Genomic DNA, 13,455 nt, shown 5'->3' with positions numbered 1-13,455 from the left:
TTCCGTCAGAGCGCGTAGAACAGCATCGGCACGAACGCGGTCACCAGCAGGGTCGGGCCCATGACCGCCAGCGGCAGCAGCAGGCGCTCATAGCGGTGCCAGAAACTGCCGGTGCGCTCGCAGGCCAGCACCTCGGTCTCGCCCACCACCTGGCGGGTCAGCAGGTGGTTCAGTGCCACCGGCGGGCTCAGGTAACCCAGCTCGAACGCCACCAGGCACACGATCCAGAAGTGCAGCGGATCGATACCCAACTGGATCGCCGGCTGGGCGATCGTGGCCGAGACCAGAATCACGGCACCGAACGGGTCCATCACCATACCGATAAAGGTCAGCATCACCACGATGACCAGCATGGCCAGCCACGGACTGGCGAGGTCTTCGGGGAACAGGACATGAACCAGATCGGAACGCTCCAGGATGCCACCGAGGCAGATGGAGAACCCGATCAGCGCCAGCAGGGCCCCGATGTGCACGGCCGAGTCGGAGGCGGCAACGGCACTGCGATTCCAGAACGCCTGCAACCGGGATTCGTCCTCGCCGCGGCTGTCCTTACCGGCGTCCAGCAGTACCAGCGCCAGCATGACCAGCGGCAGGATCATCGGCGCGCTGTACTCGTTGAAGCGCAGGCCGAGGATCAGCCAGATCGACAGGATGACCAGCGCACCCACGGCGACGTAGGGCACCAGCGGTTTCATCTGGACCAGCGCGGCACGCAGGGCACCGGGCGCCGGGCGCGGCTTCCAGTTGCCCTGGGTCTTGCACACGATCAGCGAGAACAGCGAGGCCGACATGATGAACACCCAGAAGCCCCAACCGTACATCTCGGTGGTGGTCACTTCCTTGTTCAGCGCGGCCACCACCACGATCAGCAGGCACGGGTTGAGCACCACACCCAGACTGCCGGACATGGCCGTGGTCGCCAGCGACAGCTGACGGCCGGCACCGGCCCGGCGCAGTTCGTCGTACACCACCCCGCCGACGGCAAGGATGAAAATACCCGAGGCGCCGGTAAACGCGGTCGGGAAAGCGGTGGCAAAGATGATCACCGAGGCCAGCAGGGGCGCCGGCAGATTGAACGGCTTGATCACGTTCAACAGCAGTTCCGGCAGTCGGGTCTGCTTGAGGACCATGCCGACCAGCACATAGAGGCCGATGTTGATGAACATCGACGACAGGTTGGTCATCATGCCGAAGTAGATCGCCAGGCCGGAGGCGTAGCCGTCCACGAACAGGAAGTAGCTCATGGCAATCAGGCCCATGACGCAGTAGAGCGGCATGACCAGGCCCGAGGACAGGTTGAGCCGGCCGGCCCGCATGCGCTCGGGCACCTGCACCAGCCGGATCAGGTTGATCACCATGAACAGACCAAACACCCCGGACCAGGCGTACTGCAGGCTGGCCGCGCCCTCCGAGCCTGGCGAGTTCGCCAGCTTGCCCAGATAGGAGTACAGACTGGCCACCATCAGGCCGTTGACCACGAACTGCACGCCCTGGCTCAGGCGCCACTCGGCGCGGTTGCGGGGCAGGCGCAGGGCAATGTGGTCGGCGTCCAGGGCCGCGATGGCCGCCGCCATGGCAAACATGGCGATGAACAGGTACTTGGTCAGTTCGATGTTGTCGAGCAGGAACTTGGCCAGCCCCTGCTCAACGGTCTTGAACACCCCCAGCGCCGGCGTCGCGTGCTCCAGATTCTGCTCGTAGAGCGCGTACTCCTGCTGGCAGAGTTCCAGATTGCGGGTCAGGGACTGGCGGATGGCATCGGGATTGGGCGGCGAGCTGAACAGGTCATCCGGATCCGGCTTGTAGGCCGCGATACGCTTCTGCACCTCTGCATCGACATCCATTTCCAGCCGACACGACGGTTCGGTCGCATCCGGGTTCAAGAGGTAGTAGTTGGGCCAGGTCTGCTCCCCCACCCAGAGCAGCCGGGAATGGAGCGAATTGCCCATACCCAGCAGCAGGGTGAACAGCAGGAGCAGCAGCAGAACCACCCCGTGCAGTCGATGCACGGGGTACAGGGTTCTGGCTGCGGGCGCGGTCATTGCTCGCCAGTTCATCAGTGTTCCACCCTGTTATTCGCGATTGGCCGCCGTGCACTCAGACGCGGACGGATTGCTGGCACAGCGAATCTTGCTCAGCAGGCCCAGCATTTTCGGGTGGTAGACATCGGGCGCGCCGTTCATGCCATCGCGCATTTCCAGGCGGTTCTGACGGAACATTTCCTGGTAACCCTGGATGTCCTTCTCGGGAATCTTCACCCACTTGTCGTCGGGAATGGCCTTTTCCTGGCTGGCGATCAGGTTCATGGCCTGCGGGAACATGCCCCAGGCCACTTCCCGCGCCTGTTGCGCGGTCTCATCCGGCAGCACCTCGTCGCGGGCGATGATCTGGATGGTCAGCTGGGCCAGCGGGTAATCGACGATGCCGCCGTCGTCGCCAAGGCCCTTGTAGAGTTCCAGGGCCTCGTAGGCGAACGCCGGCGCATAGGCGGTGTCGACCGAACCGTTGTTGAATTTGCCGGCAAAGTTGGTGATGTCGGAGGGCACCACGGTGGCCTTGACGAAGTTCACCATGTGGATGGCGTCTTTCTGGTAGTCCAGGGTGGCCATGCGCTTACCCGCCAGCTCGCCGGCGGTATCGATGCTGCGATCGTTGACGAACAGGTAGCCAGCGCCGGCCGGGACGATGCCCAGCACTTCGTAGCCGTTTTCTTTCATCAGCGGCGCGGCCTTGGGCTGGGCCAGGGTCGCCAGCAGGGTCTTGAGGTCGTCGTAGGTGGGCAGCGCGCCCACGGCACTGATGCTGCCGGTGAACCGGTTGAACGGACGGGTCCGGAGGTCGGTGGCCGCCACCGCGTCACACTGGCCGGCGTTGAAATCCCCCACGGCGACCCCTTCGTCCGTGTAGGGCTTGAGTTCGAGGTCGACGCCGTGGGCTTTCATTTCCAGGGCGTAGTCCTTGACCATGTTGTACAGGTCGCCATTGGCACCGATAACGTCGAACACGCAGACGGACACTGTCTTGGCCGACGCCAGCGGAGCCACGGCAGCCAGGGTAAGCGCGGTAAGGGATTTGCGGATCATAACGACCTCCGGGTCATTGTTGTGTTTATAGGCTATTCAGAAGGTGCTCGGTGACCTGCGTTACAGCAGGTCATCCAGACTCATGGTTTCCACCTGCTCCATGTCCCGCTCGGGGCTCATCTTGCCGTAGTGGGCTTGCGGGGTGCGGTGACCGTACTCCGCGGTCCAGTGCTTGTCCGAGGAGAACCGGATGACGCCGGCGGCCACGTTGTCGACCAGACGGTATTCATCCCAGACATCGATGCGCTCATCGGCGGCCACGAACTCGGCGATGGTGTCGGCCAGCACGTCGGGGCGACCGAAGGTCTCCGCGGCCACGGCTTCCAGCGCCATGGAGGCACGCATACCCGCCGCTATGCCCAGTTCCGAGCTGTGATCAAGCACCGACCAGGGGTCCGGGGACAGGGCCGGCCGGGTGTCCGGCAGCAGCAACCAGACCAGGGCCCGGATCGAGTTGGGCAAACCGCCCCACTTCTTGTTGTCCAGACAGCTGGCGGCACGCTCGGCCTGGGGCGCGATGTTGCGGGGAATACCCGCCATGGCACCGGAATTGGCGTCATTGACGATGGCCTGCATGCCGGTGAGCAGCCCCAGCAGGAACGTCAGTTCGTCCTGCTCGGTGAACAGGAACGGACACTCCAGCGGCTCGGCGGCGGGATCAAATTCGTACGCGGCCATGGCCCGGTTGAACGCCTGCAGGCGCCGTTGCGCGGTCTTGGCGTTCAGGCGTTTGGCCTCCTCGCGGGCGTCCTTGGCGGCCGGAACGTCGCCCCGGAAATCGGCGCGCAGGTACGCCAGCTCCGCTTCCCAGGCCCGGTATTCCATGCAGTTGCCGGCCAGCAGCATCAGCAGGGAGCCGGTGGTGTCCGGCGCCGAGGTCACCCGGGAGAAGGAGTACAGCAAGGGATCCAGCCCCTCACCCAGGGAGCAGGCCATCTGCGGATCGGACATCTGCAGGACGTAGGGCGTGGCCTCGCCTTCGGAATAGTTGGACAGCACCACGCCGGTGGTGGTGTAGATCGGATTGGCTGAACAGCCGGCCAGCAACGCAACCGCCGCTGCGGACGCCAGGGATTTCACCGCGCCGCCGGCGCGCTTGAAAGGGTACACCAAGGATGAAGTCATGATTCGTTCCCGTTGTGTGTTGTTTTTATTCCATGGCGGCAAGGATGCTGCCAATTTAGCCCCACCAAAATGGCTTGAATGCCGAAGCGATTATGCCGATCAGGCCAATGGCCTGTCATGCCGGCCATTTCACGCCCATTTCAGTCATTGCCAGGGAACCTTTTTCGACAACGCTTCGTTACGAGCTGTTACACAACATCACAACCAACAAGAAAGGCACAGTTATGTCTCGAAGCAAGTTCCTACTACCCTTGGCCCTGACGCCGCTGGTACTGGCGGGCTGCCTGCCCTTTGGCGGGTCCTCCTCCGACAACGATTCGGACGCCGGCGCCATCAGCCCGAGCGCCGAGCTCCGGCGCACCGAATTCGGCATTCCGCACATCCGGGCCGACGATTTTGCCAGCATGGGCTTCGCCTACGGCTATGCCCAGGCCGAGGACAATCTGTGCCTGATCGCCGAGGACACCCTCACCATCCGCGGTCTCCGGTCCCGGTATTTTGGCCCGAACGGCAGTTACCGCATTCCGTCCAACGGCGCGGAAACCACCAACCTGAATGCCGACTTCTTCTGGAAGCTGAGTGCCACCGATGAGGCCATCGCGCCACTGCGCACCAACAGCGATCCCCAGGCCATCGCTGCCTCCTTCGGATATGTCGCCGGCTTCAACCGCTACCTGGCCGAGATTGAAGCGGGCCAGCATCCGGGTCGTCACCAGCGCTGCCGCGACGCCGACTGGCTGTTCGCCCTGGAAGAAAGCGACATGTACCGCCGGTATTTCCGCCTGGCGGTGCTAGCCAGCTCCTCGGTGTTTGTCGAGGGCATCGCCACCGCGCAGCCTCCCCTGAACGACGGCACTGTGCCGGTCCTGGAAGCGCCCGACCCCGAGCAGCTGCTGACCGACCTGACCGAGGCCGGCGGTGACGAAGGCACAACCCTGCCCTTCCCGTTCAATCGTGAACTGCCGTTCGGCAGCAACATGTACGGCATTGCCTCCCAGGCCAGCGCCACCGGCGAATCGATGCTGTTCGGCAACCCGCATTTCCCGTGGGAAAAGACCGAGCGCCTGTACCTGGCGCACCTGAAGGTGGGCGATAACACCGAGATCATGGGCGCCTCGCTGTATGGCCTTCCGGCGGTACTGATTGGCTTCAACGAGCATTTCGCCTGGAGCCACACGGTATCCACGGCCTACCGCTTTACCTTCTATGAACTCACCCTGAACCCCGCCAACCCGACCCAGTACCTGTACAACGGCCAATTCGTGGACATGGAAGCGCGGGACATCCGCATCGAGGTGCTGGAACCCGATGGCAGTATCGGCACCCGGACCCGCACCCTGTATTCGTCCCACTATGGCCCGATGTTGACCTTCGAGGCCGCCGGTGTGCCGGTGCTGAACTGGTCCTCGGCCAAGGCCTACACCCTGCGCGACGCCAACGCCGAAAACGACCGGCTGCTGAACCAGTTCTTCCGCTGGAACCAGGCCAACAGCCTGGAAGAGTTCATCGACCTGCACGCCAGCACGCTCGGGGTGCCCTGGGTCAACACCGTGGCCACCGGTCCTGGCCAGCAGGCCTATTACGGCGACATCACCGTGGTGCCAAACGTTTCCGACGCCAAGGCCAGCAGCGCCCAGTGCAGCTCCTCGCTGTCACCGGTCTTCAGCCAGCTGGCCCCGGGACTGCCGATCCTGAACGGCGCCGACCCGGCGTGTCAGTGGGACACCGACCCGGACGCGCCAGCGGCCGGCATTTTCGGGCCCGACAACCTGCCGTCCCTGCGCCGGGACGACTGGGTGCATAACTGCAACGACAGCTACTGGGCCACCAACCCGGCGGAATTCCTGACCGGCTTTGCCGGCATCATCGGCGACGAGGAAACCCCGCGTACCCTGCGAACCCGCAAGTGCATGCAGCAGGTGATCGACCGCCTGGACGGCTCCGACGGCCTGCCCGGCACCACCGGTTTCGATCTCCGCAATTTGCAGTCGGTTGTGCTCGACAGCAGCCTGCTGTCGGAACAGCTGGCGCGCCAGGACGTTCTGGGCGCTTACTGCGCGTCGGATTCCCTGGTCGGCACCGGCGGCCCGGTTAACATCGCCGAGGCCTGCGACGTATTGGCCGAGTGGGACGGCACCCACAACCTGGACGCCCAGGGTGGTCACATCTGGCGGGAATTCTGGCGCAGCGTAGCGGGGCTGTCCGATACCTCACCGGACAAATGGCTCACCCCGTTCGACGCCACCGACCCGATCAACACACCGCGGGACCTGAATGTGGCCAATCCCCAGATTGCCACGGCCTTTGCCGATGCCGTCCAGACCATCCAGGACGCGCCCATGGCCCTGGATGCCCGGATTCGGGACATTCAGCGCTCCGGCGTGCATGACAACGGCGCCCCAGTGTTCGGTGGCGAAGGGTTCGAAGGCAGCTTCACCATCGCCATCAGTCGGCCCAACGACCTGAGCGACGGCGTGTACGACGTGAACTACGGCAACAGCTACATCCAGACCGTGACCTGGCGCGACGACGGGTCGCCCCGGGCCGAAGGCTTTGTCACCTACTCCCAGTCGACGGATCCGGCCTCGCCGTACTACCGGGACATGACCGACGCCTACGCGCGCAAGCACTGGATTCGCTTCCCGTTCACCGAACAGGAGATCCGGTCGGCGCAGTTGCCGGTCCAGTATGACTTTGACGACCTGGACGAACTGGTCGAGATCGACGACTGATCCCCGACCAGCCATAGCCTCAACATAAAAAAAGGACCCCTCGGGGTCCTTTTTTCATTGGCGCTGACCGGTTCAGTGCTCCGGGGCAAACCCCATCATCGCCATGGTCTGGTCGGTCAGGCCATCCAGACTCAGGCCCCCGCGCTCCGGCCGGTACCAGGTCACGGTCCAGCTCAGTGCCCCGGTGAGCATGCGCCGGACCACGAAGGGGTCGGCCAGCAGCCGGCCTTCGTCCCGCAGCGCCTGCAGGGTATCCAGCCACAGCTGCTCGTAGATGTCCCGCAGCTCCAGCACCTCGGCCTGGGACTCCTCCGACAGGCTGCGCCACTCGAACACCAGCACCGCCATGGCCTCGCCGGTCTGACCGTTCACCGATTCCAGCTCCGCCCGCACCAGGGCCCGCAATTTATCCCGGCTGGTGGCGGCGGCGTCCATGGCCGCCTGCATCAGGGCGGTGTTAAGGCGGATGGTTTCCACCATCACCGCCTTGAGGATTTCTTCCTTGGTGCGAAAGTGGTGGAACAGACTGCCGGACTGGATTCCCACGGCGGCGGCCAGGTCGCGGACCGTGGTGCGCTCGTAGCCTTTGTCCCGAAACAGCCGGGCCGCCTCTTTCAGCAGTCGGCCCCGGGCGCCGTTGGGGTCGGAGACCAGGTTCTCGGAGATCAGGGCATTCAGGATCTGGGTAGGGTTCACAGCGGCTTTCCAGCAGTTGACACGGACTTGTCATTCTACCCGACACCGGGCTATTTACAAACCAAGCGCTTGCTTGGTATTGTCGATTGCACGCTTTGCCAACGGCCGGATTTTCCCGGTCCGTCCAACCTCCTCGAAAAGGGCCCAAGCCATGACCGACTCCCGACCGGACCGCGCCAGGACCATCCGCATCGGCTGTTCCGCGGCGTTCTGGGGCGACACCGAAACCGCCGCGGCGCAACTGGTGCGTCACGGCCAGATCGACTATCTGGTGGCGGACTACCTGGCCGAGATCACCATGTCGATCATGGCCGGGCAAAAGATGAAAGATCCGTCCCAGGGCTACGCCCGGGATTTTGTCCAGACCGTGATGGGCCCGCTGCTGAGCGAGATCAAGGACCGGCAGATCCGGGTGCTGGCCAACGCCGGCGGCGTCAATCCCGTGGCCTGCCGGGATGCCCTGCAGGCACTCTGTGACCAGGCCGGCGTGGACCTGAACATTGCCCTGGTGCTGGGCGACGATCTGCTGCCCCAGAAGCAGTCACTGGCCGAGGCCGGGATCCGGGAGATGACCACCGGCCAGGCCATGCCGCCGATGATGGTCAGCCTCAACGCCTACCTCGGGGCGCCCGGGCTGGTGGCGGCACTGGAACAGGGCGCCGACATCGTGATCACCGGCCGGGTGGCGGACAGCGCCCTGGTGCTGGCGCCCCTGGTGTACGAATTCGGCTGGGACTGGTCCGACTATGACAAGCTGGCCCAGGGCAGCCTCGCCGGCCACCTGCTGGAGTGCGGCGCCCAGGCCACCGGCGGCAATTTCACCGACTGGGAACAGGTCGCCGCCGGTTACGCCGACATGGGCTTTCCGATTGCCGAAGTGCAGAGCGACGGCGATTTCATCATGACCAAACCCGAGGGGACCGGCGGTCTGGTTTCGGTGGGCACCGTGGCCGAACAGCTGGTGTATGAAATTGGCGACCCGCGGGCCTACCTGCTGCCGGATGTGGCCTGCGATTTCAGCCAGGTCCGGCTGACCCAGACCGGGACGGACCGGGTCCGGGTCCAAGGCGCCCGCGGCCAGGCACCAACCGACAGCTACAAGGTATCGGGCACCTGGCCCGACGGTTTCAAGTGCACCGTGACCTTCCTGCTCGCCGGCCTTCAGGCCCGGGCCAAGGCCCAGGCGGTGGCTGACGCCATCCTGGCCAAAACGTCCGCCCTGTTCCAGGCCCGGGACCTGCCGCCCTACTCCGAAACCAGCGTGGAACTGCTGGGCACCGAAGCCACCTACGGTGACCATGGCCAGGCCGGGGGCTGCCGGGAGGTGGTGGTGAAAATCAGCACCGCGCACCCGAAGAAAGAGGCCCTGGTGCTGTTCTCCCGGGAGATTGCCCAGGCCGCCACGGGCATGGCGCCCGGCCTCACCGGCATCGTCGGCGGTCGGCCCACGGTCTGGCCCAAGATTCGCCTGTTTTCCTGCCTGGTACCCAAGGACCGCATTGAGGTCACCACGGATGTCGCCGGGGAACGCCTGCCAGTGCCGGTGGCCACCGGCGGCGGCTTCGACGCCGGCCGCCTGCCCGCTGAACCGGCACCCGCGCCGCAACCGGCCACCGACACCTCGGTCCCGCTCATCGAGCTGGCCTGGGCCCGCAGCGGCGACAAGGGCGACCACAGCAACATCGGCGTGATCGCCCGCGCGCCGGAATTTCTGCCCTTCATCGACGCGGCGCTGACCGAGAGCGCCGTCGCCGACTGGATGCAGCACACCCTGAACCCGGAGACCGGCAAGGTCACCCGCTGGGCCCTGCCCGGCCTGAACGCCTTCAACTTCCTGCTGGAACACAGCCTGGGCGGAGGCGGCGTCGCCAGCCTGCGCATCGACCCCCAGGGCAAGGCCTTTGCCCAGCAACTTCTTGAATTCCCGGTGCCGATCAGCCGGGCCGTCTTGGAAAAAGGACACCGCACATGAGCTATCAATCCATCTTTCACCCGGACCTGTTCCAGGGCCAGACCTTCATCGTCACCGGCGGCGGTTCCGGCATTGGCCGCTGCACCGCCCACGAGCTGGCCGCCCTGGGGGCCCGCGTGGCCCTGGTCGGTCGCAAGGCCGAAAAAGTCGAGGCCGTGAAGGCCGAAATCCTGGCGGATGGCGGCCTGGCCTCCGCCCACGTCTGTGACATCCGCGAGGAAGAATCGGTCAAGACCACGGTGGCGGCGATACTGGAAGAACACGGGGGCCTCAACGGCGTGGTCAATAACGCCGGCGGCCAGTTCCCGTCGCCGCTGACCGGCATCAATCAGAAAGGCTGGGAAACCGTGGTGCGTACCAACCTGACCGGCGGTTTCCTGATGGCCCGGGAGGCCTACACCCAGGCCCTGGCCAAGACCGGCGGCGCCATCGTCAACATCGTCGCCGACATGTGGGGCGGCATGCCCGGCATGGGGCATTCGGGCGCAGCCCGGGCCGGGATGGTCAACTTCACCCAGACCGCGGCCGTGGAATGGGGCACCTCGGGCGTGCGGGTCAACGCCGTGGCCCCGGGCTGGATCGCCTCCAGCGGCATGGACAACTACCCGGAACAGATGAAGGACTGGATTCGCAGCCTCGGGGACAACGTGCCGATCAAGCGCATGGGCACCGAATCGGAAGTCAGTGCCGCCATCTGTTTCCTGCTCAGCCCGGGCGCGGCCTTTATCAGCGGCGACTGCCTGCGCATCGACGGCGGTGCCTCCCAGGGTGGGCGCATGTGGCCCCTGCCCAAGGCCAAGAACAACGAGCCCTTCAATGGCTTCCACCGGGCCACTGCCCCGAAAGTGCTGAGTGACGACTGAGGAGAGCGCCATGCAAGTTCTGGAAACCACGGTCAGTGCCCAGTCCGACGAGTTCCGGGCCAATGCCGACGTGATGCAGGACCATATCCAGACCTTCCGGGACGTGGAACAGAAAGTGCTGGATCTGGCCGAAGCAGCCCGGGACAAATTCGCCAAGCACGGCAAGCTGCTGCCCCGGGACCGCATCAACCGCTTGCTGGACCGCGGCACGCCGTTTCTGGAACTCTGTTCCCTGGCCGGCTACCAGATGCACGATGACAAGGACGGCAGCCTGGCCGGCGGCGGTATCATCGCCGGCATCGGCACCGTCAGCGGCATTCGCTGCCTGGTGGTGGCCAGCAACAGCGCCATCAAGGGCGGCACCATCACCCCCGCCGGCCTGGACAAGACCCTGCGCCTGCACCAGATCGCCATGGAGAACAAACTGCCGGTGGTGTCCCTGTCGGAAAGCGGCGGCGCCAATCTGAACTACGCCACCGATATCTTCGTCCAGGGCGCCCGCAGTTTCGCCAACCAGGCCCGCCTGTCCGCTGCCGGCATTCCCCAGGTGACCGTGGTGCACGGCAACGCCACCGCCGGTGGCGCCTACCAGCCGGGCCTGTCCGATTACGTCATTGCCGTGCGCGGTCAGGCCAAGCTGTTCCTGGCCGGTCCGCCACTGCTGAAAGCCGCCACCGGCGAGGTGGCCACCGACGAGGAACTGGGCGGCGCGGAAATGCACGCCCAGGTGGCCGGCACCGCCGAATACCTGGCCGAGGACGACGCCGATGGCATCCGCCAGGCCCGCAACATTCTGGAAGCCCTGTCCTGGAATGAGCATTTGCCGCCCACGCGCGAGCTCGACTGGCAGGAGCCCCTGCACCCGGCCGAGGAGCTGCTCGGGGTGATTCCCGCCGACGCCAAGAAACCCTACGACGTGCGGGAAATCCTGGCGCGTATCGCCGACGGCTCCAAGTTCATGGACTTCAAGAACGAGTTCGACGACCAGACCGTGTGCGGCACCATCCGCATCGAAGGGCGCTCGGTGGGCATCATTGGCAACAACGGTCCGATCACCCCGGCCGGCAGCGCCAAGGCGGCCCAGTTCATCCAGCTCTGTGACCAGGCCGGTACGCCCCTGTTGTTCCTGCACAACACCACCGGCTTCATGGTGGGCACCCACTCCGAGCAGAACGGCATCATCAAGCACGGCTCGAAAATGATCCAGGCGGTGGCCAACTGCCGCGTGCCCAAGATCGCCATCGTCATCGGCGGCTCCTACGGCGCCGGCAACTACGCCATGTGCGGACGCGGCCTGGACCCGCGCTTCATCTTCGCCTGGCCCAACAGCCGCACCGCGGTCATGGGTCCGGCCCAGGCCGGCAAGGTGATGCGCATCGTCGCCGAGGACAAGCAGCGCCGCAGCGGCGTAGAACCGGACCCAAAAACCCTCGAATTCCTGGAGCAGGCCACCGCCAAGAAGCTGGAGGAAGGTTCGACTGCGCTCTACGGCACCGCCCGACTCTGGGACGACGGCCTGATCGACCCGCGGGACACCCGACGGGTACTGGCGCTGGTGCTGTCGGTGTGCCGGGAGGCCGAAGCCCGCCCGCTACGCCCCAATTCCTTCGGCGTCGCCCGTTTGTGACGGTGGCGACACGCCGAACCATTGACCTCGAATTCCAGACACGGAGAACAACAAGATGAAATTCACCGAAGAACACGACGCCCTGCGCAAAACCGTCCGCGATTTCGTCGAGAAGGAGATCAACCCCCACTGCGACGAGTGGGAAGAGGCCGGCGAATTCCCCATCCACGAGGTGTTCCGCAAGCTCGGCAAACTGGGCATTCTCGGCATCCAGAAGCCGGAAGAATACGGCGGCATGGGCCTGGACTACAGCTACAACCTGGTGGCGGCGGAAGAGTTGGGCATGGCCCACTGCGGCGGCGTGCCCCTGGCCGTGGGCGTACAGACCGACATGTGCACCCCGGCCATCGCCCGCTTCGGGTCGGACGAACTCAAGCGCACCTTCCTGACCCCGGCCATTGCCGGTGAGATGGTCGGCTGCATCGGGGTCAGTGAAGTGGGCGCCGGCTCCGACGTGGCCCACACCACCACCACCGCCCGGGCCGATGGCGACGACTACATCATCAACGGCTCCAAGATGTGGATCACCAACAGCCCGAAGGCCGACTTCATCTGCCTGCTGGCCAACACCAGCGATGACAAGCCGCACAAGAACAAATCCCTGATCGTGGTGCCCATGGACTCCCCGGGCATCTCGTTCAGCAAGCATCTGAACAAACTGGGCATGCGCTCGTCGGAAACCGCCCAGATCTTCTTCGACGACGTACGCGTGCCCCAGCGCTACCGCATCGGCGCCGAGGGCACCGGGTTCATGATGCAGATGATGCAGTTCCAGGAAGAGCGCATGTGGGGTGCCGCCAATGTGATCAAATCCCTGGAAAACTGCATCGAGAAGACCATCGAGTACTGCCGCGAGCGCAAGACCTTCGGCCAGCCGCTGATCAACAACCAGGTGATTCACTTCCGCCTGGCCGAACTGCAGACCGAAGTGGAAGCCCTGCGCGCCCTCACCTACCAGGCCTGCGAACTGCACGTGGAAGGCAAAGACGCCACCAAGCTGGCGTCCATGGCCAAACTCAAGGCCGGCCGTTTGGGCCGTGAGGTGACCGACAGCTGCCTGCAATACTGGGGTGGCATGGGTTACATGTGGGACAACCCACTGTCCCGGGCCTTCCGGGACGTGCGGCTGGTGTCCATTGGCGGTGGCGCCGACGAAATCATGCTGGGGATTATCTGCAAGATGATGGGTACCTTGCCCGGCAAGGTGCGCGACTAGAGATTCGAGCCGTGGTGCATGCCCGAGAACCCGGTAGTCCGGGTCAGGACACGCCCGCGAGTACGTCCCTGTAGGGCTCGGTCGGGCCATCCATGGCCCTCCACGGTCCTGCCCCGGACTACCGGCCTCTCGGGCCCAGAC

At 64.9% G+C, this 13,455-nt stretch carries 9 protein-coding genes; 5 read left to right on the top strand and 4 right to left on the bottom strand.

Annotated elements, in window-relative coordinates; genetic code table 11:
* Window positions 1-5: 5 nt before the first annotated feature.
* The 3 genes from U5822_RS11485 to U5822_RS11475 are packed head-to-tail and all read right to left on the bottom strand — an operon-like array spanning window position 6 to window position 4,208.
* Window positions 6-2,057 (bottom strand): TRAP transporter large permease subunit, encoded by a 2,052-nt coding sequence (locus U5822_RS11485; RefSeq protein WP_322855760.1) that lies wholly within the window; start codon window positions 2,055-2,057, stop codon window positions 6-8.
* Window positions 2,058-2,072: 15 nt separating this feature from the next.
* Window positions 2,073-3,083: a putative solute-binding protein gene (locus U5822_RS11480; protein ID WP_322855759.1), complete on the bottom strand. Its 1,011-nt coding sequence runs from the start codon at window positions 3,081-3,083 to the stop codon at window positions 2,073-2,075.
* 60 nt (window positions 3,084-3,143) lie between these two features.
* Entirely contained in the window at window positions 3,144-4,208 is a 1,065-nt protein-coding gene (locus tag U5822_RS11475) for a hypothetical protein (RefSeq protein WP_322855758.1), read from the bottom strand.
* Window positions 4,209-4,432: 224 nt separating this feature from the next.
* On the opposite strand from U5822_RS11475, the gene U5822_RS11470 reads away from it, so the two are divergent.
* Window positions 4,433-6,940, top strand: coding sequence for a penicillin acylase family protein (locus U5822_RS11470; RefSeq protein ID WP_322855757.1), 2,508 nt, complete (start codon window positions 4,433-4,435; stop codon window positions 6,938-6,940).
* Between the two features lie 72 nt (window positions 6,941-7,012).
* Here U5822_RS11470 and U5822_RS11465 read toward each other — a convergent pair whose 3' ends face one another.
* On the bottom strand, window positions 7,013-7,636 hold the full coding sequence (locus tag U5822_RS11465) for a TetR/AcrR family transcriptional regulator (RefSeq protein WP_322855756.1): 624 nt from the start codon (window positions 7,634-7,636) through the stop codon (window positions 7,013-7,015).
* A 151-nt stretch (window positions 7,637-7,787) separates the two neighbouring features.
* On the opposite strand from U5822_RS11465, the gene U5822_RS11460 reads away from it, so the two are divergent.
* Genes U5822_RS11460 through U5822_RS11445 form a run of 4 tightly spaced genes read left to right on the top strand, consistent with a single transcriptional unit; the run spans window position 7,788 to window position 13,314 of the window.
* The gene (locus tag U5822_RS11460; RefSeq protein WP_322855755.1) at window positions 7,788-9,608 is read left to right on the top strand and encodes an acyclic terpene utilization AtuA family protein; all 1,821 of its coding nucleotides are present in this window, start codon (window positions 7,788-7,790) and stop codon (window positions 9,606-9,608) included.
* A complete protein-coding gene (locus tag U5822_RS11455; protein WP_322855754.1) occupies window positions 9,605-10,471 on the top strand; it encodes an SDR family oxidoreductase in 867 nt (288 codons plus the stop codon). The genes U5822_RS11460 and U5822_RS11455 overlap by 4 nt, the downstream gene beginning before the upstream one ends.
* 10 nt (window positions 10,472-10,481) lie before the next feature.
* Window positions 10,482-12,098 (top strand): acyl-CoA carboxylase subunit beta, encoded by a 1,617-nt coding sequence (locus U5822_RS11450; RefSeq protein ID WP_322855753.1) that lies wholly within the window; start codon window positions 10,482-10,484, stop codon window positions 12,096-12,098.
* A 55-nt stretch (window positions 12,099-12,153) separates the two neighbouring features.
* Window positions 12,154-13,314 (top strand): acyl-CoA dehydrogenase family protein, encoded by a 1,161-nt coding sequence (locus U5822_RS11445; RefSeq protein ID WP_322855752.1) that lies wholly within the window; start codon window positions 12,154-12,156, stop codon window positions 13,312-13,314.
* The last annotated feature ends 141 nt before the right edge of the window (window positions 13,315-13,455 follow it).

This window comes from Marinobacter qingdaonensis (assembly GCF_034555935.1).
In the GTDB taxonomy this organism is placed as follows: domain Bacteria; phylum Pseudomonadota; class Gammaproteobacteria; order Pseudomonadales; family Oleiphilaceae; genus Marinobacter; species Marinobacter qingdaonensis.
Note: the sequence above shows the minus strand (reverse complement) of the source record. Positions and strands in the feature narration are given on the sequence as shown.

Excerpts from the sequence above, each read along its gene's own strand:
- U5822_RS11455 (WP_322855754.1), top strand. The coding sequence starts at position 9,605 with ATGAGCTATCAATCCATCTTTCACCCGGACCTGTTCCAGGGCCAGACC.
- U5822_RS11460 (WP_322855755.1), top strand. The coding sequence starts at position 7,788 with ATGACCGACTCCCGACCGGACCGCGCCAGGACCATCCGCATCGGCTGT.
- U5822_RS11480 (WP_322855759.1), bottom strand. The coding sequence starts at position 3,083 with ATGATCCGCAAATCCCTTACCGCGCTTACCCTGGCTGCCGTGGCTCCG.
- U5822_RS11445 (WP_322855752.1), top strand. The coding sequence starts at position 12,154 with ATGAAATTCACCGAAGAACACGACGCCCTGCGCAAAACCGTCCGCGAT.
- U5822_RS11475 (WP_322855758.1), bottom strand. The coding sequence starts at position 4,208 with ATGACTTCATCCTTGGTGTACCCTTTCAAGCGCGCCGGCGGCGCGGTG.
- U5822_RS11450 (WP_322855753.1), top strand. The coding sequence starts at position 10,482 with ATGCAAGTTCTGGAAACCACGGTCAGTGCCCAGTCCGACGAGTTCCGG.
- U5822_RS11470 (WP_322855757.1), top strand. The coding sequence starts at position 4,433 with ATGTCTCGAAGCAAGTTCCTACTACCCTTGGCCCTGACGCCGCTGGTA.
- U5822_RS11485 (WP_322855760.1), bottom strand. The coding sequence starts at position 2,057 with ATGAACTGGCGAGCAATGACCGCGCCCGCAGCCAGAACCCTGTACCCC.